This window comes from Microbispora sp. NPDC046933 (assembly GCF_040644635.1).
GTDB lineage: Bacteria > Actinomycetota > Actinomycetes > Streptosporangiales > Streptosporangiaceae > Microbispora.
Map to the genome: position 1 here is coordinate 249,544 of NZ_JBEYWW010000006.1, position 20,467 is coordinate 270,010.

18 protein-coding genes are annotated in these 20,467 nt (G+C 73.0%); 8 read left to right on the top strand and 10 right to left on the bottom strand.

What is annotated here, in order from left to right:
• Positions 1 to 132 precede the first annotated feature (132 nt).
• Complete coding sequence (locus tag ABZ857_RS10900) at positions 133 to 900, bottom strand: TetR/AcrR family transcriptional regulator (RefSeq protein ID WP_357040889.1); 768 nt, start codon at positions 898 to 900, stop codon at positions 133 to 135.
• A gap of 75 nt (positions 901 to 975) precedes the next feature.
• Here ABZ857_RS10900 and ABZ857_RS10905 point away from each other — a divergent pair, with 75 nt between their 5' ends.
• The 3 genes from ABZ857_RS10905 to ABZ857_RS10915 are packed head-to-tail and all read left to right on the top strand — an operon-like array spanning position 976 to position 3,245.
• Positions 976 to 1,962: an ATP-binding cassette domain-containing protein gene (locus ABZ857_RS10905; protein ID WP_357040891.1), complete on the top strand. Its 987-nt coding sequence runs from the start codon at positions 976 to 978 to the stop codon at positions 1,960 to 1,962.
• Positions 1,959 to 2,786 (top strand): ABC transporter permease, encoded by an 828-nt coding sequence (locus tag ABZ857_RS10910; RefSeq protein WP_357040893.1) that lies wholly within the window; start codon positions 1,959 to 1,961, stop codon positions 2,784 to 2,786. The genes ABZ857_RS10905 and ABZ857_RS10910 overlap by 4 nt, the downstream gene beginning before the upstream one ends.
• Before the next feature lie 30 nt (positions 2,787 to 2,816).
• Positions 2,817 to 3,245, top strand: a complete 429-nt coding sequence (locus ABZ857_RS10915) for a glutaredoxin domain-containing protein (RefSeq protein ID WP_357040896.1) — start codon at positions 2,817 to 2,819, stop codon at positions 3,243 to 3,245.
• A 90-nt stretch (positions 3,246 to 3,335) separates the two neighbouring features.
• Here ABZ857_RS10915 and ABZ857_RS10920 read toward each other — a convergent pair whose 3' ends face one another.
• Positions 3,336 to 6,389, bottom strand: coding sequence for a BTAD domain-containing putative transcriptional regulator (locus tag ABZ857_RS10920; protein ID WP_357040899.1), 3,054 nt, complete (start codon positions 6,387 to 6,389; stop codon positions 3,336 to 3,338).
• 98 nt (positions 6,390 to 6,487) lie between these two features.
• On the opposite strand from ABZ857_RS10920, the gene ABZ857_RS10925 reads away from it, so the two are divergent.
• A complete protein-coding gene (locus ABZ857_RS10925) occupies positions 6,488 to 7,444 on the top strand; it encodes a tyrosine-type recombinase/integrase (RefSeq protein WP_357040902.1) in 957 nt (318 codons plus the stop codon).
• Positions 7,445 to 7,454: 10 nt separating this feature from the next.
• Here ABZ857_RS10925 and ABZ857_RS10930 read toward each other — a convergent pair whose 3' ends face one another.
• From ABZ857_RS10930 to ABZ857_RS10945, 4 genes are all read right to left on the bottom strand, one after another.
• Positions 7,455 to 8,111 carry a maleylpyruvate isomerase N-terminal domain-containing protein gene (locus tag ABZ857_RS10930; RefSeq protein ID WP_357040905.1) on the bottom strand — a complete coding sequence of 219 codons (657 nt, stop codon included), beginning with the start codon at positions 8,109 to 8,111 and terminating at the stop codon, positions 7,455 to 7,457.
• Between the two features lie 113 nt (positions 8,112 to 8,224).
• Positions 8,225 to 9,232, bottom strand: a complete 1,008-nt coding sequence (locus ABZ857_RS10935) for a lysylphosphatidylglycerol synthase domain-containing protein (RefSeq protein ID WP_357040908.1) — start codon at positions 9,230 to 9,232, stop codon at positions 8,225 to 8,227.
• Positions 9,229 to 10,311, bottom strand: a complete 1,083-nt coding sequence (locus ABZ857_RS10940; protein WP_357040911.1) for a glycosyltransferase — start codon at positions 10,309 to 10,311, stop codon at positions 9,229 to 9,231. Before ABZ857_RS10940 ends, ABZ857_RS10935 begins: the two co-directional genes overlap by 4 nt.
• A gap of 39 nt (positions 10,312 to 10,350) precedes the next feature.
• The gene (locus ABZ857_RS10945; protein WP_357040914.1) at positions 10,351 to 11,574 is read right to left on the bottom strand and encodes an endonuclease/exonuclease/phosphatase family protein; all 1,224 of its coding nucleotides are present in this window, start codon (positions 11,572 to 11,574) and stop codon (positions 10,351 to 10,353) included.
• A 143-nt stretch (positions 11,575 to 11,717) separates the two neighbouring features.
• Here ABZ857_RS10945 and ABZ857_RS10950 point away from each other — a divergent pair, with 143 nt between their 5' ends.
• From ABZ857_RS10950 to ABZ857_RS10965, 4 genes are all read left to right on the top strand, one after another.
• Entirely contained in the window at positions 11,718 to 12,770 is a 1,053-nt protein-coding gene (locus ABZ857_RS10950) for a glycosyltransferase family 2 protein (protein WP_357040917.1), read from the top strand.
• A 66-nt stretch (positions 12,771 to 12,836) separates the two neighbouring features.
• The gene (locus tag ABZ857_RS10955) at positions 12,837 to 13,868 is read left to right on the top strand and encodes a glycosyltransferase family 2 protein (protein WP_357040920.1); all 1,032 of its coding nucleotides are present in this window, start codon (positions 12,837 to 12,839) and stop codon (positions 13,866 to 13,868) included.
• Between the two features lie 3 nt (positions 13,869 to 13,871).
• Positions 13,872 to 14,906, top strand: a complete 1,035-nt coding sequence (locus ABZ857_RS10960; protein ID WP_357040923.1) for a glycosyltransferase family 2 protein — start codon at positions 13,872 to 13,874, stop codon at positions 14,904 to 14,906.
• A 148-nt stretch (positions 14,907 to 15,054) separates the two neighbouring features.
• The gene (locus ABZ857_RS10965) at positions 15,055 to 16,137 is read left to right on the top strand and encodes an endonuclease/exonuclease/phosphatase family protein (RefSeq protein ID WP_357040926.1); all 1,083 of its coding nucleotides are present in this window, start codon (positions 15,055 to 15,057) and stop codon (positions 16,135 to 16,137) included.
• A gap of 9 nt (positions 16,138 to 16,146) precedes the next feature.
• On the opposite strand, the gene ABZ857_RS10970 is transcribed toward ABZ857_RS10965, so the two are convergent.
• The 4 genes from ABZ857_RS10970 to ABZ857_RS10985 form a co-directional block, all read right to left on the bottom strand.
• The gene (locus ABZ857_RS10970; RefSeq protein ID WP_357040929.1) at positions 16,147 to 16,941 is read right to left on the bottom strand and encodes a BTAD domain-containing putative transcriptional regulator; all 795 of its coding nucleotides are present in this window, start codon (positions 16,939 to 16,941) and stop codon (positions 16,147 to 16,149) included.
• 61 nt (positions 16,942 to 17,002) lie between these two features.
• Positions 17,003 to 17,917, bottom strand: coding sequence for a UbiA prenyltransferase family protein (locus ABZ857_RS10975; RefSeq protein WP_357040932.1), 915 nt, complete (start codon positions 17,915 to 17,917; stop codon positions 17,003 to 17,005).
• A gap of 86 nt (positions 17,918 to 18,003) precedes the next feature.
• On the bottom strand, positions 18,004 to 19,056 hold the full coding sequence (locus tag ABZ857_RS10980; protein ID WP_357040936.1) for an NAD-dependent epimerase/dehydratase family protein: 1,053 nt from the start codon (positions 19,054 to 19,056) through the stop codon (positions 18,004 to 18,006).
• Positions 19,038 to 20,429: an aminotransferase class III-fold pyridoxal phosphate-dependent enzyme gene (locus ABZ857_RS10985; protein WP_357040939.1), complete on the bottom strand. Its 1,392-nt coding sequence runs from the start codon at positions 20,427 to 20,429 to the stop codon at positions 19,038 to 19,040. Before ABZ857_RS10985 ends, ABZ857_RS10980 begins: the two co-directional genes overlap by 19 nt.
• Between the last annotated feature and the right edge of the window lie 38 nt (positions 20,430 to 20,467).

A 20,467-nucleotide genomic window follows, 5' to 3' on the forward strand; every position in this document is an offset into this window, starting at 1 on the left:
CTCCCGCACAGTCGCCCCCCCCGGATCACGTCGCGCCGTATCCGGCCTGGTGCTTACGTGTCTCAGCGAAGTGTCTCAGCGCAGTGTCTCAGTGCAGTGTCTCAGCGCAGTGCGGTGTGATCGGAACGCCATTCATCCGGCGGCGCGCGCGGCGACGAACGCCTCGATGCCGTCGAGCACCCGCTGCAGGCCGAACTCGAAGGCCTGGTCGGGGTCGTAGGCCGCGTTGTACGCCTCGCCCGCAGCCGCGCCCACCCGGGCGGCGACCGGGTGACGCCGAGGATCGAACACCTTGGCCAGGTAGGGCGCGTGGGCGTACCACCACTGCTCATCGGTGACGCCCGTGTCGCCAGCCGCCTGCGCCGCCTCCACCGCGCCCCGCGCCGCGCCGCTCACATAGCCGTTCAGCAGCGTGACCACCGAGTCCATCTCGAGGTCGTCCAGGCCGATGCCGTCGACCGCCCGCAGCTCGTAGTCGTACTTGGCGATGAGGTTGGGGCCCAGCGGCGGCCGGGTGATCGACGACACCTGCAGCATCCACGGGTGCCGCCGGTACAGCGCCAGGTTCTCCCGCGCGATCAGCTCCAGCCTGCCCCGCCAGCCGCCTGGCACCTCCGCGGGCGCGGACAGCTCGCCGTACGCCGTGTCGAGCATGACGTCGATCAGCTCGGCCTTGCCCGGGACATAGGTGTACAGGGACATCGTCCCCACGCCGAGCCGCTCGGCGACCTTGCGCATGGACAGCGCGGCCAGGCCCTCGGCGTCGGCGACCTCGATCGCCGCGCGCACGATCCGGTCGACCCCGATCTCCGGCTTGCCCTTGCGGCCGGTCCGCTCACCCGTGCGCCACAGCAGGGCCAGACTCCGCGCCGGGTCTCCCTGCGAGCTGTACTCCGTCATCGCCTGCGAATTCTATGCGCACCTTGGTTCCGTATGTTGTACGGTACGCCGTACTGAACCTATGGAGGAGTCACCATGACACACGCGGTCGTGGCCGAAGGGCTGCGCAAGCGATACGGGGACACCCCCGCCCTCGACGGCCTCGACCTGGCCGTCGGCGAGGGCACGGTGCACGGCCTGCTCGGGCCGAACGGCGCCGGCAAGACCACCGCCGTCCGGATACTCACCACGCTGCTGCGCCCCGACGGCGGCACGGCCCGCGTCGCCGGCTTCGACGTCGTACGACGGGCCGCCGACGTGCGCCGCAGCATCGGCCTGGTCGGCCAGCACGCCGCCCTCGACGAGGTCCTCAGCGGCAGGCAGAACCTCGTCATGTTCGGCCGCCTCCACCACCTGCGCCCGGCCGCGGCCCGCGCCCGCGCCGACGAACTGCTCACCCGGTTCGGCCTCGCCGGCACCGGCACCAAGCCAGTCGGGCACTACTCCGGCGGCATGCGCCGCCGCCTCGACCTGGCGGTCGGCATGATCTGCTCCCCGCCGGTGCTGTTCCTCGACGAGCCCACCACCGGCCTGGACCCGCGCGGCCGCACCGAGGTGTGGGACGCCGTCCGTGCCCTCGTCGCCGCGGGCACCACCGTGCTCCTCACCACCCAATACCTGGAGGAGGCCGACCAACTGGCCTCCCGCGTCTCGGTCGTCGACGCCGGCCGCGTCGTCGCCGAGGGCACCCCCGACGAGCTGAAGTCCGCGCTCGGCGGCGACCGCCTCGACGTCGTCGTCCGGCACACCGCCGACCTGCCCGCCGCCGCCGCGATCGTCGGTCAGGTGACCGGTGCCCCCGGTGACGCCTCGGGTGACGCCTTGGGTGATGCCGCCTTGGACGTGGACGCCGACTCCCGCCGCGTCAGCGCACCCGTACGCGACCGGTCCGCCGCGCTCCCCGAAGTCCTGCGCGCCCTGGACGCCGCCGGCATCACCGTGGCGGACATCGCCGTGCGACGGCCCACCCTGGACGAGGTCTTCCTCCACCTGACCGGCACGAGAAAGGAAGCCGCGGTATGACCGTCACCGCACCGGAAATCCCCCGCACCGCGGCCGCCCGGCTGCGCTGGGCCCTGGCCGACAGCTGGACCGTCACCCTGCGCGACCTCGGTCACTGGGCCCGCAAACCCGGCCAGGTCGTGGCGGGCCTGCTGTTCCCCGTCATGATCGTGCTGATGTTCGGCTACCTGTTCGGCGGCGGCATGGCCGTACCGGGCGACGGCGACTACCGCGAATACCTCATGCCCGGCATGTATGCCATGACCATGCTCTTCGGCATCGAGGCCACTTTCACCGCCGTCGCCCGCGACGCCGCCAATGGCGTCACCGACCGCTTCCGCTCCCTGCCCGTCGCCTCCTCCGCCGTCGTCGTCGGCCGCGCCGTCGCGGACATGCTCAACACCCTCCTCGGCCTCGCCGTCATGATCGCCTGTGGCCTGGCCGTCGGCTGGCGCTGGCACGAAGGCCCCGCCCGCGCCGCCCTCGCCGTCGGACTGCTGTTGCTGCTGCGCTTCGCGTTCCTGTGGGTCGGCATCTACCTCGGGCTGACCCTCAACGGCCCGGAAACCGTCATGGCCGTGCAGATCCTCGTGTGGCCCGTCGGCTTCCTGTCCAGCGCCTTCGCCTGGACCGGCACCATGCCCGGCTGGCTCGCCGCCGTCGCCGAGTGGAACCCTCTGTCGGCCACCATGGCCGCCACCCGCGACCTGTTCGGCAACCCCGGCGCGGGCGGCACCACCTGGATCGCCGAACACGCCGCGGTCATGGCCCTGGCCTGGCCGCTGCTGCTCATCGCGGTCTTCTTCCCGCTGTCGGTCCGCCGCTACCGCCGCCTCGACCGCTGACGCCCCGGCCGGTGCGCTAGCGTGACCGCCATGCTGCGCCGATGGATGCCGCCGATCCTCTTCCTGGCCGTCGGGCTCGCCGCGGCGGCCCGGCGGGCCGGCGAGGGGTCCCCGGGCGCCGCCGTCGTGCTGCTCCTGCTGTTCCTGCCGGCCGCCGCCCTGCTGTCCCCCCTCGTCTTCCCGAGGTCCCTGAGCGCGGCGGAGGCGCTGCGCCGCAGCCAGGCCGACGGCCGTCCGATCGTCTACTGGCGCCCCGGCTGCCGCTACTGCCTGCGGCTGCGCACCCGCCTCGGCCGCCACGCCTACCGGATGCACTGGGTCGACATCTGGCGCGACCCGGAAGGCGCCGCGGCGGTCCGGGCCGCCACCGGCGGCGACGAGACGGTGCCGACCGTGGTGGTGGCGGGCACGCCGCACGTCAACCCCGACCCCCGATGGGTGCGCGCGCAACTGCCCTGACGAACCTCGGCGGCGGCTCCGGACACGGGCCCCACCGTCAAGGCCGCGCACCCCACCGTCAAGGCCGCGCACTATCCAGGCCACGCACCATCAAGGCCGTACACGGTCCAGGCCGCGCAGCGCCCGGGCCGCACCCGCGAGCAGCGCGGCACGCGACAGGTCCCCGCCCCCGGCGCACCACTCCGCCACCGCCTCCAGCACCATCGCCCGCACCGTCTCGTCACCCGCGCGGCCCGACGACTCCAGCGCCGACCGCAGCGACCGCCACGCCGCCTCACGGTCACCGCACTCCGCCCGCACCCGGGCCAGCTCCACCTGGACCGTGGCCAGGAACTGCGCGGGCACGCCCGCCTGCCCGCCGGCCAGCTCCAACGCCTCCACCAGCAGGCCCTCCGCCTCGCCGAGCGCCCCACGCCGCCGCGCCACCTCCCCGGCGGCCTGCCGCACCCGCGCCAGCGCCACCCGGTCCCGCGTACGGCCGGCCACCTCTCCGGCCCGCGCCAGCTCCCGCTCCGCCCCCGCCAGGTCACCCGTACGGGCACGCAACTGGGCCAGCCGCACGCGCAGCATCAACGGGACGGGAATCGCCTCCATCCCCCCGACCAGCCCCGCCAGCTCCGCCGCCTCCTCCAGCAGCGTCAGCGCCTCCGCCGCGTCGCCCCGGTTCTCCGCCGCCAGCGACAACCAGTACAGCGTCAGCGACAGCCCCCACCGATCCCCCAGCGCGCGATAACCCGCCAGCGCCTCCCGCAACCACGCCTCGGCCGCCCCCGCCCCCGCCCTGCCGTACTCGAACTCCCCGATCCCGCCCATCAGCAGCGCCGTCGCCCGTGCCCACGGGTCCTCGTGATCGCCGAACGCCCGCTTCGCCGCGAGCGCCCTGCGCCAGTGCTCCACGCCCCCGCCCGAGGGCCTGGCCCCCACGACCCAGGCCCACAACGCCACGGGATGACCCGACTCCTCGACCACGCGCAGCGCCTCCGGCGACGCGTAGGGCCCGTCGGACGCCAGCAGCGCACACAACGCGTGCGGCAGCTCCAGCCCGGGAGGCGCGGCCTCACCCAGCGCCGCCCGGATCGCCCGCGCCCACCCGGCCGCCTCGTCGCCGCGTCCCCGCACCGTCCACGCCCACAACCTGGCCGTGAACAGCCGCAGCGCCGGCCGCTCCTGCCCGGTCCTCACGGCGTGGCCCAGCGCCGCGTCCAGATTTCCCCGCTCGGCGTCCAGCATCGCCAGCAGGCGAAGCTGATCGGCCGTCCGCAACCCCGGTTCCGCCTCCTCCGCCGACTCGAGGAAGAAGCCCAGATGCCGGTCCCGCATGGCCCGCGCCTCACCCGCCTCCTCCAGCCGCTCGGCCGCGTAGGCCCGGACGGTCTCCAGCAGCCGGTAACGCACCCGCTCCCCCCGGTCCGCGGGTCCGTCCGGCTCGGCCACCACGACCAGCGACTTGTCCGCCAGCGAGACGACCGTCTCCAGGTCGGCCCCGCACACCCGCAGCGCCGCCTCCGCCGTCGCCCCGCCGGCGAACACCGACAACCGGCGCAACGCCACGCGCTCCGCCGGTGACAGCAGACCCCAGCTCCAGTCGATCACCGCACGCAGCGTCCGGTGCCGCGGCCCCGCCGTACGGCTGCCGCGCAGTGTCAGCCGTTCCCCCACCGCCTCCGCGAGCTGCCGCAGCGTGAACGACCGCAGCCGGGCCGCCGCCAGCTCGATCGCGAGCGGCAGGCCGTCCAGCTCCCGGCACACCGCGACCACATCCGCCACCACGGAGTCGTCCACGACGAACCCCGGCCGCGCCGCCGACGCCCGCTCCGCGAACAGCGCCACCGCAGGGAACTCCAGCGCCCGCGCCGCGTCCACCCCGCAGCCGGGCAGCGCCAGCGGCCGCACCGGATGAAGATGCTCGCCGGGGACGTCCAGCGGCTCCCGGCTGGTGGCCAGGATCCGCATCCCCGGCACCCCCGCCAGCAACCGCTCCGCCACCGCCGCCGCGCCGCCCACCACGTGCTCGCAGTTGTCGAGCACGAGCACGAGCTCCCGGCCCGCCAGCGCCTCCACCAGCGCGTCGAGCGGCGACGCGGCCGGCCGCCCGGCGACGTCCCTGTCCAGCTCGGGCGCGTCCCGCTTGGGCACGGCCGGGGGTATGGTCGCCCGCACGACGGCGGCCACGGCCGCCGGGTCCCCGACAGCGGCCAGCTCGACCAGCCAGACGCCCGAAGCGGCGGCGAGCCCGCCCGCGACCTCCACCGCCAGCCTGGTCTTGCCCGCGCCGCCCGGTCCGGTCAGCGTGACCAGCCGCGCGGCCGAAAGAAGGCTCCGCACCCGCGCCACGTCCTCCCGCCGCCCGACCAGGCCCGTGACCGGCGCCGGCACGTTCCCCCGTACGGACCGCACGACCCTCGCCGGAGGCGGCTCGCGCAGCGCCTCCAGATGGGCCGCGCGCAGTTCCGGCCCGGGATCGACGCCCAGCTCGTCCGCCAGCCGCAGCCTGACGCGTTCGAACGCCTCCAGCGCGTCCCCGCGCCGCCCCGCCGCGCACAGCGCTCGCACCAGCAGGGCGTGGAACGGCTCGCGCAGCGGGTGCGCGGCGACAGTCTCCTCCAGCTCCGCCACCAGCGCACCCGCCGCCGTCGGGTCCGCCACGGCGAGATCGGCGGTCGTTCTGGCCTCCAGCGCGGAAAGGCGCAGCTCCTCCAGGCGCGCCGCCGCCACCCGCGCGAACGGCAGGTCCGCCGCGTCGGCGAGCGCCGCACCACGCCACAGCGACAGGGCCGACCGCAGCAAGACCGCGGCACGCCGGGGATCTCGCTCGGCCCGGCCCGCTCTCACCAGGCGTTCGAACTCCGCCGCGTCGACCTCCTGCGGCGGGACGTCGAGCAGGTAACCGGCCGGATGCGACACCACGGCACCGCGCAGTCCCTCCTGCAGTCCCTTCCGCAGCTCACGGCGCAGCCGCGACACCAGGGAGTGCAGCGCCGCCACCGGATTCGCCGGCGGCTCCTCCCAGAGGTCGTCGGCGAGTCTCTGCGCGGTGACCACCTCGCCGGGCTCCAGAGCGAGCCGGATCAGGAGCACACGCAGGCGCGCGCCCCTGATGGGGGCGTCCGTCACCCGCAACGGTCCGAGGATCCCGATTCGCATGGCTCCCTCATTGTCGTCGAGGGTTTTGGTCGGCGGTGTAAATGATCTTGCAATAACCGGTCGCCTTTACATTGTAGATTCATAGTAGGATCGAGGCGATGAACACCCCCGCCGTCCCCGAGCGGAACGCCCCCGCACGGCCCGAGCGCGACCCCTACCGGGTGTATCTCGACGCGCTGCAGAGCCCCGAGTCCAAGCGCACGATGAAGGGCTGCCTCGACCGCATCGCCCGCCTCATCACCGGCGACCCCGAGGCGACCGGCGCCGGTCAGCCCTGGGAGCTGCTCCGCTACGAGCACACGATCCGCCTGCGCACACTGATGCGGGAACAGGGCTGGTCGCCCGCCCACGTCAACAAGCACCTGGTCGCCCTCCGCCGCGTGCTGAAGGAGGCCTGGCGGCTCGGCCTGATGAGCGGCGAGGACTACCAGCGCGCCGCCGACCTGCCCGCCTACAAGCACACCCGCGTCCCCGCGGGACGGCACGTCGAGGCCGCGGCGCTGGCGGCCGCGCTCGAGGTGTGCGACGGCGACCACTCCCCCGCCGGCCGCCGCGACGGCGCCATGCTCGCGGCGCTCTACTCCACCGGCTGCCGCCGGGCCGAGATCGCCGGGCTCACCCTGGCCGACTTCGACCCCCACGCGCGCTCCCTGCGGGTGCGCGGCAAGGGCGACAAGGAACGACTGGTCTATCTGACCGCGGAGGCCGTCGAACGCCTCGACCTCTGGCTCGCCGTACGCGGCCGGGCGAAGGGCCCTCTGTTCTGCCCCGTCAACAAGGGAGGGCGGCTGCGACTGGCCCACATGACCGGCCAGGCCATCGCGGACATCGTCTCCCGGCGCCTGGCCGCCGCCGGCGCGTCCCCCCGTACGCCGCACGACTTCCGGCGCACGTTCATCGGCGAGCTGCTCGACGCCGGGGTCGACCTCGCCACCACCCAGGCCCTGGTGGGCCACGCCTCCCCCGCCACCACGGCGCGGTACGACCGGCGGCCCGAGCGGCGCCGCCGCGAGGCCGTCGACCGGCTCCGCGTCCCCGGCGCCGCCGCGTCCTGACCCCGGACGGTCACCCGAGGACGAGCGGGAGTCTCGCGGCCGGCTCGCCCAGCGCGGCCTTCTCCGCGTCGGTCATGGCACGCCGCCCGGTGCCGACCAGCAACGCGTCCTTGTCGGAGAACGACGCGGGGAACGCGGTCCCGGCGATCTTCTCCAGCATCTCGCGGGACCGGGCGAGCCCCTCCGCGGGCGGTTCCGCCGCGTCCGGGAGGTGCGCGACCAGGTCGAGGTGGTGCAGCGTCCACTCCAGGACGTACGCGGAGAGGTAGTCGCCCGCGGTGAGGACCTCTCCGCGGGTGCCGACCCTGAGGTCCGGGTCGGCGAGTTCCGCGGCACGGCCGGCGGCGGAGCCGACGTCGTCCAGGTGGAACTTGAGCAGCCGAGGCTCCTCGTAGGCGGCGGCCAGCCGGACGATCAGCGCGTCGAGCGGGTCGTCGCCGGTCGGCGGCGTTTCGGCGACGTCCCAGTAGGTCACCGCGTCGCGGGTCGGTTCCGTCTCCGCGGGGGTGACGAGGGTGATCAGGACGTCCTGAGCGTCGATCACCAGATGGCACACCAGGTCTCGCACGAGCCAGCCGGCACAGCCGGACGGCCGTGCGAAGTCCTCGTCCCGCAGTTCGGCGACCGCCCCGCGCAGCGCCGACCACGAACGTGAGAAGAGGTCCACATCGGCACGGTAGTGCGGTGCCGCAAGGGCGCACAAACGCATTCGGACGGCCGGCTCGCGCGCCGCCCCCGCCGCGGCCGAAGCCGCCCGGCGGCGCGCGGCGGCTCCGGCCGTCAAGCCCGCGACGAACCGGCGGGCGAGGGACCGGCGGCCTGGCCGGCCTCCCGCCGATCGGTCCGTCCGCGGCGGATGAGGTATTCGGCGGTCGCGAGGGCGGCCACGCCGAGGAGGACCTCGCCGACGATGGAGACCACCCGGCTGGCCAGGGCCACCACCGCGGCGGCCGGGGCGGGGAGCACCAGGGCCAGCGCGGCCGCCAGCACCGCCTCGCGAACGCCGATGCCGTCGGGGATGAACACGCTCGCGATGCCGATCGACGTGGCGAGCGTGAACGCGCCGACGCACAGTGCGAGGGAGCGTGAAGGGGGCGCGCCCACGGCGATGGCCAGGGGCCACAGGTGCAGCCCGGTGACCACCCACGACAGGCTCTGCCAGGCGACCGCGAGCCGTACTCCCCGGATCGAGGCGGCCTTGGCCGCCCCGGGGCGGCGCAGCAGCCGTAGCAGCAGCGCGGAGCCCTGGTTGACGATCTGCGGGCGCACCAGGACGAGCACGATCAGTACGGCGGCGCCGGCGAGCCACGCCGCCCGGGCGCCCAGCATCTGCACGCCCGCGAGCAGCCCGACCGTGAAACCGCTCAGCAACACCAGGCTCATGACGAGCGCCGCCGTGCTGATCAGCCGGGCGAAGCCGACGCCGTTGGCTGTGGCCACCTTGGTGACGGCGATCATGCCGGGCACCCGTCCGGGCACGTACTTGGACAGGAAGCCGACGAAGAAGATCCGCACCACTCTCGGCTCGCTGACCGGCGGGCCGCTCTCCAGCAGCACGACGCGCCAGGCGAGGAACCCGAACGACAGACCCGCCATGCTCGCCAGCAGCGCGCCGCCCAGCAGGAGACCGATCTGCCCGGCGTCGCGCCGGGCGAACATGACGGCGACCACGCCCCAGTCGAGCCGGGCCAGCGTCAGCGCGATCGCGCCCACGACGGCCAGGGCGAAGGCGGCCGTCAGCGCCCGCCGGATCGGGCGCGGCAGCCGCGGAAGCCTGAACGCCCTCACTCGCGCACACCGGCGGAGGGCACCGGGGACGCGCCGGCCCTGACCGGCTCTCCCCGCCGGCGGCCCAGCTCGTAGGCGACGCGTACGAGCCCCGCGCAGGCGCCGAGGAAGAAGGCGGTGTGGAAGCAGAGCTGCATCCAGGCGACCCACAGCGCGAAGCGGGCCCCCCGGTAGCGGCGCGCGAACCCGAGGAATCTGCTGTTCACGCCCAGGAACACCGCCAGCGTCGCCGCCGGAACCGCCAGAGCCCAGGGGCTGACGAGTGCGAGCGGCAGGGTGAGGAAGGTGGCCGTCGCCGACGCGGAGGAGACCCGGGGCGGTTTGCGACGCTTGTGCTGACCCGTCCCGATCATGTTGAGCTGGAAGCCCACCTTTCCCTCGTCCCGCAGCCGGCGCGCGCGGACCATGATCACCGGTAGCGTGGTGGACCGGACGAACCGCTCCGCCAGGCACCCCCAGAAGCTGTCCTCGTCATCGGCCTTCGTGACCACGGAGGTGGTCACCACCAGCCGGTAACGGGCCGGGACGCGCGTGCCGAACTCGAAGTCCTCACCGTCGCGCAGCCGCTCGTCCAGCCGTCCCGCCTCCTCGAAGACGTGGCGCGGGATCAGGGTGCAGGACAGGAACGTGGCCGTGGTCTGGCTGCGCTCGTAGTGCTCGCACAGCACCCGGTAGCGTTCGACCGGACCGTCGTCGTACAACGGCTCGGCGTCGTAGATCCCCTGAACCATGCCGCAGTCCGGCGTCTCCCGGTACGCCTTGACCGCGTTGCGGACCGCGTCCGGCGCGAGCGCCGTGTCGGAGTCGACGAAGAACAGCAGCGGCGCCGAGCTTCTCGCCACTCCGAGGTTGCGGGCCGCGGCCGGCCCCCGGTTGCGCGGCGACTCGACGACCGTGCACGGGAACTCCCGCGCTATCTCCAGCGAGCCGTCGGTGCTGACGTCGTCGACGACGACGACCTCGGCCGGGCGGTAGGTCTGCGCGTACACCGACTCCAGGCAGGCGCGCAGGGTCTTCCTCTTGTTGTAGTTCGGCACGATGACCGCGACGTCACCATGCCAGGTCGTCACGTCAGGCATGTCCGTTCCCTTCGTTGGTCAGGTCCGGGCCGGCCCCGGTCAGGGCAGCGACACGACCAGGCGCTGGGCCCGGTGATCGGACAGCCCCTCGGAACCGAGCAGGTCGTACCTGTGCACGGCCACGTCCGGGGTGGTGTACACCCAGTCGATCCGCCACAGCTCGGCGGTCCCCGCCAGGTAGGTCGCCGGATAGAGGGACGAGATCACGGGCGTCCGGTCGACCAGCTTCCCGGGGAGCAGGCGGCGGATGCCCATGGCCGGGGAGGTGTTCAGGTCGCCGGCGAGCACGACGGGGTGCGGGTTGGCCGCGACGTCCGCGCTGATGGCCCGGTAGCTCGCCTCCCGGCGGAGGGTCCGGCTGAAGTCGATGTCGCGGGACTCGGCGCTGTACAGCCGCCATTCGAGCGGGGGCTGGGAGACCTGCCCGTCGTAGAAGGAGACGACCTTGCCGTTCACGTCGATGTCGGTGCGCAGGGTCTCGACCGTGTAGCCCTCCGGCCAGTCCCGCAGCGCCTCGGGGATCTCCTTCTGATCGGCCGGCAGCCACGGGCGCACGTCCAGGCCGCGGTGCGCGACGATCGGGAACCGCGAGAGCGTGATCTGCTCGCCGGACACCGCGACGTGGTAACCGGGGAACTCGCGGCGCAGCTCCGCCAGCTTGTCGATACGCATCGCCAGGTCGGCCGTCCAGCGCTGCGAGCGCATGTCCCCCGCCCGGGTGTCCACGTACAGGTACTCCGTCAGCAGGTAGACGTCGGCGTTCAGCCTGCGCAGATAGTCGTAGAACCCGGGCGAGTACCGGTCGCCCTCGGCGGTGCGCCAGTCCTGGTCCCAGAACTCGGTGTTCCAGGCGACCACGGTGATGGCTCCCGGGCCCGCGGGCGGCGGGGTGTACCAGAGGGTGGCGTAGTTGACCCCGCTGCGCCCGGCGCCCAGCACCGCGGTGACCACCAGCAGCGACATGATCCGCCAGCGGACCGGCCGCGCCAGTGGCGCCACCGCCATCAGCAGCACGGGGACCGCCAGGAACAGCAGCGGAGGGATCAGGTCGATCGGCGCCCACAGCGACGTCCGCCCGCTCGCCAGCAGATGACAGACCACGAAGAGCAGCCAGGCCACCGAGGCGGTCACGACGAGCCTGGTCCCCCAGCACCAGCGCCGCCGGGGGCGGACGAAACGCCGGACACGTGCCGCCCAGCCGATCGCGCGCGGGGGCGGGGCAGTGGCGGACTGCTCCTCGATCAGGGCGTCCCGATCGGTCATCGACACCATCCTCGGTGAGTGGGCCGGCTCCGAACGTACTGAGGGGTCCTTGTCGCATCCTTGTCAGCCGCCGACCGCCGGGCCCGCGCGACAAGAATGGGACAAGCCTCCGTGCCTAGCGTGAACCGAACACGAGGTGCGACATGCACGTGTTCGGAAGCGACGACCTCCAGCCACTGGAGCACATCATGAGTCGGGAACGCCCGCTAGTCTCGGTCATCGTCCCCAGCTACAACCGGTCCGACGTATTACGCCTCTGCCTGGACGCGCTGGAAGAACAGACCTATCCGCACATCGAGGTCATCGTGGTGGATGACTGCGGCACGGAGGACGCGGCGCGGGTGGCCGCGTCGAGGGGCGCCACGGTGGTGCGCACCGAGGTCAACGGCGGCCCGACTCCCGCCCGCAACCTCGGCGCCGAGCACGCCGCCGGGGAAATCCTGTTCTTCCTCGACGCCGACATCGCCCTCGATCCGGATGCGGTGGAGAACGCGGTGCGGATACTCGAGTCCCACCCGGAGATCGGCGCGCTGGGCGGCGTCCTGCGGCCCGAGTCGCTGCTGTCCCAGACCCTGGCCTCCCAGTATCGCGCTCTGCAGATGCACCGCTGGTGGATGCCCGCCCACCGGCCCACCCTGGAGCTGCACGCCGCCGTGCTCGCCGTCCCGGCCAAGGTGTTCGCCGAGATCGGCCCCTTCGACCCCCGGCTGCGCGAGACCGTCTCCTCCGACTACCGCGTCCGCGTGACGCGGTCCTACGAGGTGAAGCTGAGCGACGCCGTACGCGGCCGCAAGGACCACGACGCCACCGTGCGGACCATCCTGCGCAAGGTGTTCCGCCGTGCCCGCGTCAGCGCGCTGGACTGGCGCCGTGGAGAGACGCCGGGCGACTCGGTGCCCCGCGCGGTCGGCGGCGTCCTGTTGCTCGCCGCGGTCCCGGCGCTCGCCCTGCCCGTGGTGGCGGGCCGTGCGGGCGCGCTCGTGCCATGCGCCCTCGTCGCCGCCGCCGTCGCCCTGGACGCCGGCACCCACCGCTTCGCCTATGCCCAGCGGGGCGTCCCGTTCGGCGTCTACTTCTCCGGCGTGCACCTCGCCGTCACCTTCACCGGCGCCCTCGGCGGGGCCGTGGGCGTCCTGCAACGTCTCGCGCTCTCACGCCTGGAAAAGCCCGCCCGGGTGCTCGCCGGCCAGGACTGAAGACACGGGGCGAGCAGGCACGTACGACGCATCGTCATCGACCATCGCGCGCGAAGGGGCATCGACATGGAGGAGCGACGGCCGCTGGTCTCGGTCATCGTGCCGAACTACAACTACGCCCGCACGCTCGGCCTGTGCCTGAGCGCGCTGCGGCGGCAGACCTACCCGAGCATCGAGGTGATCGTCGTCGACGACCGCAGCACCGACGACTCGGTGGAGATCGCCCACCGGCACGGAGCGCGGGTCGTGGTGACCGAGACCAACATCGGCGCCCCCGCGGCGCGCAACCTCGGCGTCGAGCACGCGCGCGGGGACGTGCTGTTCTTCGTGGACTCGGACCTGGCGCTGGCCGAGGACGTGGTCGAGCACGCGGTGGGCCTGCTCACCTCCGACCCCGCCCTGGGAGTGGTGTGCGGCACCTACGACCCGGAGCCGCTGATCCCGGACAGCCTCGTGGAGCGCTACCGCAGCCTCCAGCTGCACTACTGGATCTCCGGTGACGAGGGCGAGATCACCACGATCTACTCCGCGCTGTTCGCCATGCGGGCGGAGGTCTTCCGCGAGGTGGGCCCGCTCAACCCCGCGCTGCGGCACAGCGAGAACGCCGAGTACGGCCACCGGATCACCCGCCTGGGGTACCGCATCGTGCTGGACAACAGGATCAGGGGCCGGCACGACCACGACGACCGGCTGCGCGTGGTGCTGTCGAAGTTCTTCCACCGGGCGCGCCTGCACATCCCGCTGTACCTGCGCCGCCCCGGCTTCAACGGCGGCCCGGCCGACAGCAGCCGCGGCTGGGGCTCGCTCGCCGCCCTGTTCGCCGTGCTGACCGCGCCGCTGCCGGTGGTGCTGGGCCCGGCCTGGCCGGCGGCGCCCGTCGCGCTGCTGGCCGGATCGATCGCGGCGGACCTGGGCATGTACCGCTACGTCCGGCGCTACGCCGGCACCCCGTTCACCCTCTACTTCACCGCGGTCCACTTCCTGGTGAACGTGACCGTCGCGGTCGCGGTGTTCGCCGGCGCCGCCCAGTGCCTCGTGTCCAGCCGGTTCCGGCACACCTACGACGTCCCCGCCCGCTCCGCGTCGGCGGAGGTGTGAGCGATGACCGGACACTCGCCCCTGGTGTCGGCGATCGTGCCCAACTACAACTACGCCGTCTCCCTGGAGCTGTGCCTGCGCGCGATGCTGGCGCAGACCTACCGGCCGCTGGAGCTGATCGTCGTGGACGACGGCAGCACCGACGACTCGGTCGAGGTCGCGCGGCGGCTCGGCGTACGGGTCGTCCGCACCGAGCGCAACATGGGGGTGGCCGGGGCGCGAAACCTCGGCGCCGCGCACGCCCGCGGTGACATCCTGGTGTTCGTGGACTCCGACGTGGCCCCCTACCCCGACGCCGTCGAGGTGGCGGTGGGCATGCTCGCCGCCGACCCGGCGCTCGGGGCGGTGTGCAGCGTCCACGATCCTGAGCCGCTGATCCGCGACAGCCTCGTCGAGGAGTATCGGGCGCTGCAGTACCACTACTGGACGGCCAGTTCCGAGGGCCCCATCTCGTTCCTGTTCCCTGCGCTGATGGCGATGCCCCGCCGCGTGTTCGACGACGTCGGGCCGTTCAACACGCGGCTGCGCGAGACCGAGGAGGTCGACTACGGCCACCGCCTCACCCAGCGGTACGGGATGGTGCTCACGACCGCCGTGCGCTCGCGGCACGACCACGACGACAAGCTGTTCAAGCTGCTGCGCAAGCTGTATCGGCGCGGCCGCGCCCGGGTGCCGCTGTACGCGCGGCGGCGTCGGTTCGCCCGCGGGTTCGAGACCTCCAACCGGGCCGGCGGCAGCCTCGCCGCGCTGGCGGCGGTGGCCGCGGTACCGGTGGCGGTGCCGCTCGGCTCGGCCGGCGCCGCGCTGCCGGCCCTCGCCCTGGCCGTATCGGTGGTGGCCGACCTCGGCATGTACCGCTTCGTGCTGCGCAGGCGCGGCCCGCTGTTCCTGCTCTACTTCGGCGCCGTGCACTTCCTGGTGAACCTGACCATCGCGGCCGGAGTGGCGGCCGGGGCCGCGCGGTGGCTGTGCTCGGCGAGGTTCCGCCGGCTCTACGACTCCGACCTGCACGTGCGCGCTGTCGGGGAGGCCACGTGACAACCCCCCTGTGTCCGCTGCGTCCGCCGTGTCCCATCTGTCCGCCGCGGTGTCAGCTGGGGCCGCTCGGATGACGGGCGGCACCCGGGTCGCGACGCGGCCCGGCGAGTCCCGGCGCACTTCGCGGGCTTCCCGGAGATTCCCGGTGGTGACGGCTGCGGCGGCCGCCTGGCTGGTGTTCGCGGGGCTGCACCGCGCGCTGTCCGGCCGGGTGTGGTGGTGGCAGGTCCCCGAGCTCGTCCCCCCACTGGCGTTCGCGGCCGTTCCCGTCGTGCTGCTCGCAGCCGTACTGGTGGCGCGCCGCGCGCGGCGTACGGCCGTCGCGATGGCGCTGGCGTCACTGGCGGTGGGCGGGGGCGCGAGCGGGCTCAACCTCGCCACGCTGTGGCACCACACCACCCCGGCCCCGCCGGACGCGCTCACCGTGTTCTCCTGGAACACCTGGTACTGGGATCAGCCGGCGGCGGGCGGGGAGCCGATGCCCCCGCCGACCGGCACGCCGGAGCGGGACGTCGCCGCCTTCTACCGGTACCTGCGGGCCCAGGACGCCGACGTGCTCCTGCTGCAGGAGTACGTCTACTTCGGCGCCGACTCCCGGCCGATCCGGGTGAACGACCTGGACAGGCTGCGCCGCGAGTTCCCGGGATACCACATCGCCACGGCGAGTGAGCTGGTGACGCTGTCGCGCTTCCCGATCGTGCTGAAGCGCGGTCTCGACCTGCGCCCCTGGTTGGACGACGGCCGGGACACCCCCGTGCCGCCCGGCTCCGCCTGGCCCGGCTTCTACACCGTGAAGACGCTGCGCACGGACCTGCGTGTGGGGGGCAGGACCGTCTCGTTCTACAACTCCCACATCAACTCGCCCGTCGACCCGTCCTCACGCGGCCTGGATCCCCGCCGCCTCGACCGCGTCCAGCACGAGGCGCGCGAGGCCAACCTCCGCGCGCTCGCGGCCGACGTCCGGGCGAACTCGTCGCCGGCCGTCCTGGCCGGGGACTTCAACGCCTCCCCGGCCATGGGCATCCTGCGCATGCTGCCGGAGCGGATGACCGACGCCGCTCCGGCGCTCGCGTCGCTCTACCCCGCCACCTGGGACGACCGGTGGCCGTGGTGGCGGATCGACTGGGCGTTCACCACCCCGGAGGTCACCGTCCACGACTACCGGCTGGTCCGCTCGGACGGCCAGTCGGACCACAGCGGCCAGCGCCTGGTCCTCTCGCTCGGCCGGTGATCCGCGCGCTCAACCGGTGGCCTGGGCGAACAGCAGGTCGCGCGCCCCGTTCCGCCCGGCCGGCCGCAAGAGCGGACGATCCTCGTCGCCGCCGCGCAGCATCCGCAGATGCAGCTCGCGCAGCTCCGGCCCCGGCTCGATACCCAGGTGGTCGGCCAGGTATCCGCGCAGGCGGGCGTACAGGGCCACCGCCTCCGCGGTGCGTCCAAGGGCCTGCAGGCCGCGCATCAGCATGCTCGCGAGCGGCTCCGCGAGCGGGTAGCGCGGCACCAGCGGGGTCAGTTCGGTGACCACCATGTCCGGCCGTCCCAGGCGCAGGTGCGCCTGCGCCCACGTGACGACGGTGCCGACGAACTGCTGCTCGATGCCGTACCGCATGCGGGCGGCCCAGTCTCCCCGGATGCCGGCGAGGGGCGCGCCGCGCCACAGCTCCATCGCCTCGGCCAGCAGCGCGGCCCGGGTGAGGTCGTCGCACGCGCCCTGCGCCTGCCTGGCGAGCCGGCGGAACCGGTAGGCGTCCACCCGCTCGGGGTCCACCCCGAGCGCGTAGCCGCCGCCGCGGCGTTCGATGGAGGCCCCGGTCGCGGTCAGCGCCTGCCGCAGGCGGGCGATGTGGGCGTACAGCGAGTCGGTCGCCCCGTCCGGCGGATCGTCCCAGACGCGCTCGATCAGCGTGCGGAGCGTCACGGGGCGATCGGCGTCGACCGCCAGGGCGGCCAGCACCGCGCGCCGCTGGGGCGGCCCCAGGGGGAGGCAACGGCCGCCGGAGGTCACCTCCACCGGTCCCAACAAGCGGACGTCCATCGCCTTCCTTCCATGTCGATCTCGGTCGATCTCGGTCGATCTCGGTCGATCTCGGTCGTTCTCACAACGGGACGGCGGCCGCCAGGGACGGGTGGTGGACGAGCACGAGCGTCACACCCAGGGTGGCGGCCCACAGCATCGAGTTCGCGACCATGACGCGGTCGCGCAGCAGGATGCGGACCGGGTCACCGCCCTCCTTGTCGACCAGCTGGAGCTGCAGGTAGCGGAAGAGGGCGAACAACGCGAACGGAGTGGACAGCATCATCGCCGTCTGGCCGTACTGAGGCCCGAACGGCCCTTCGTCACGCAGGTACATCAGGCCGGAGACGAGGGCGAGCACGGAGGCGATCTGCAGCAGCCAGTTGGTCAGCTCCATCGAGTAGCCGCGCAGCGCGGGCCGGTGGGCGGCCCCGCCGTGCAGCAGCTCCTGACGCCGCTTGCCGACGAGCAGCAGCAGGGACATCGAGAAAACCGTGATCAGCAGCCAGGCGGGCGCCCGGCCTCCGGTCACCTCGTACCCCTGCACGACCCGCAGGACGAAGCCCGCCGCCACCGTCCCCACGTCGATGAGCGGCATGTGCTTGAGGAAGCGGCTGTAGGCGACGTTGAGCAGGAGGTACACCAGCACCGGCCAGTATGACGCCGGCGCCCGCGCGACGATGGCGGCGAGCAGCGCCAGCAGGACCGCGCAGCAGGCGCCCGCGGTCACCACCCCCACCCGGCCCGCCGCGATCGGCCGGTGGCGCTTGACGGGATGACGCCGGTCGCGGTGCCGGTCGGTGATGTCGTTGCCGATGTAAACGGCGGCGGAGGCGAGCATGAACGCCGCTGTCGCCGAGACGATCCCGGCCACGGTGGCCGGGCCGTAGGAGGGCGCGCCGATGAGCGCCACGGGCACCAGGAGGATCGCCTTGACCGCGTGGGACGGGCGGACCAGGCCCGCGAGGTCCGCGGCCAGGCGCGTGCGGGTCTCCACTGCCCGGACCGGCGCCGGTTCCGGACGCTGCGGGCTGTCTGGGACGTCTGCCGATTCGACGACGCGCATGCTCTACCCCGGTCAGCTCAGAAGAAGACTTTCGCCAGCGACAGCGCGCCCTGCCGCCACGCGTCTCGGCTCGTCCGGCCCGCACCGTGCGGTGAGCCGTGCGGTGAGCCGGCCGCGCGCCGCTCCCGCCACCACGCGTACGTGCGGAGGATCGCGTCGCGGTTGGACAGCCGTGGACGGAAGCCGAGACGTTCACGGGCCTTGTCGATGCTGACGTAGGAGTCGGCGAGCAGCTTGCGCACCAGCCGCCCGTACACCGGCGACAGCCGGCTGCGTTCCAGCAGCCGGAGCCCGGCCAGGGCCGGGCCGGCGGGCAGCGAGACGACCCGCCCGCCGCGGCCGGCCGCGTCGAGCACCGCCTGGAAGTCCTCGCGCAGCGTGCCAAACTCGGCGGCCGCCAGGTTGTAGGTGTCGTTGGCGACGCCCGCCGGCGCGTCCAGGACGCCGACCAGGGCGTCCACCAGGTCCTCGACGGCGAACATCTGAATGCGCTTGTCCCCCCTGCCGAGGACGGGGAAGTTCCGGCCCTCTTCGGCCCACTCGAACAGCATCGCGAACAGGCCCATACGGCCCGGGCCCAGGAAGGTCTTGGGGCGCAGGATGGGCACGCACATCCCGCCGGCCCGGTACTTCTCGGCCAGTTCCTCCGCCTCGGCCTTCGCCCTCGTGTAGGGGTCGACCGGCTCCCGCGGGTGATCCTCCGGTGTGGGCACGAGCTTCGGCAACCCGTATACGGCGGTGGAGGAGATGTGGATCACCCGCTCCACCCCGGCCAGGCGCCCGGCCTCCAGTACGGTGTGGGTGCCCTCGACGATCAGATCGCGGATCTGCTCGGCCGGGTAGCTCGGCAGCGCGCCGGCGCAGTGGACGACCACGTCCGCCCCGGCCATCGCCTCGGTCATCAGCCGCAGGTCGCGCACGTCGCCGGACCGGTGCCGCGCCGCCAGCAGCGGGTCGGCCTGCGGGCGCAGGTCCACCCCGAGCACGTCGTGCCCTTCGACCGCCAGCCTGCGGGCGAGGTTGCCGCCGAGCATTCCCGCACTGCCGGTGACTACGACCTGGTGGACCATCGCGACCCCACCTTGTCTCGCACGAACCGGCCGAGCAGCCGCGGCAGGCCCTTGGCCAGCGTCTTGTCGAGGCCGTCCAGGAAGTACTCGACGTCTTCGGCCTCGATCGCGAGGGTCGGCGCGACGACGAGGGGGTTGTCGGCGTTCGGGCTGTAGTAGGAGACGATGCCGTGTTCGCGGTAGAGCTCGGCGATCACGGAGAGCGTGATCAGCTTGGTGCGGAACCGCGGGTCGTGGGAGAAACCGGGCGCGAGCTTGCCGGCCAGGTCGAGCACCTTGGGGCCGCCGTCGAGGAACACCCCCCACAGCGCGCCCACGCCGCTCACGCGGCCGACCACGTCGGGGTGGCGCTTGTGGATGTTCTCCAGGCCGGGCCGCAGGATGCGCTCGATCTGCCGCGCCCTGGCGGGGTAGTCGTCCTCGACCGCGATGTTGACGGCCTCGATGGCGGTGACGGTCTCCTCGCCGAATCCGTAGTAGGTGGTGCTGTGCAGGATGACGTCGGAGAGACGGTCGTACGCCTTGCGGAAGACGGGCTCGCGGGCGGTGTACCCGGATATCGAGGCCTTGCCGCCGCCGAGCGACTTGGAGTACACGAGGATGTCGGGCAACAGGTCGGGGTAGCGCATGAAGTAGAAGAGACTGCCCGTCTTACCCCATCCCGTATAGACCTCGTCGAAGATGAGCATGATGTCGTTCGCGTCGCAGAGCCGCCGCAACTCGTAGAGATCCGCCTCCGGCCAGCAGCGCATGCTCGACGCGCTGAACGGCTCCGCCATGATCGCGTAGACGTCGCACCTCCCGTCCGGGGTGCGTGCGGCCTCGACGGCCTCGCGGACGGCCGCGACGTCGCCGTAGGGGTACACGACGATGCCGGGAAGGCCGGGGAATCGGAAGGAGTTCTCGGCCGACCCCGTCAGGCTGCCCGCGCCGAGGGTCTTGCCGTGGAAGCTGATGTCGGAGCGCAGGATCGTGTTGCGACGCCCTTCGTGGTACTTGTACGCCAGCTTGACGGCGCCCTCGTTGGCCTCCGCGCCCGAGTTCGGGAAGTAGGAGATGTTCAGGTCTCCCGGCAGCAGTTCGGCCATGTTGTGACTCAGGGCGGCCACGTACGGCGAGAAGAACGCCTTGTGCACCTCCATGCGCCGCAGTTCGGCGAAGCGGCGCCGCGCCTCCAGGATGCGGGGGTGGTTGTGGCCGTGGTTGAGCACGCCGACCCCGCCGGTGACGTCGAGGACCTTGCGGCCGTCGCGCGTCCATATCCAGGCGCCCTCCGCGCGCTCGACGAGTTCGCGGCCGAAGCCGAAAGAGGTCATGAGGTTGACCTGGCTGCGGCTGACATACCTTCTGTACAGGTCCTGGACCTGTTTCACCGTGAGATTCTCACACTCGTCGACACCGATCAGCTCGG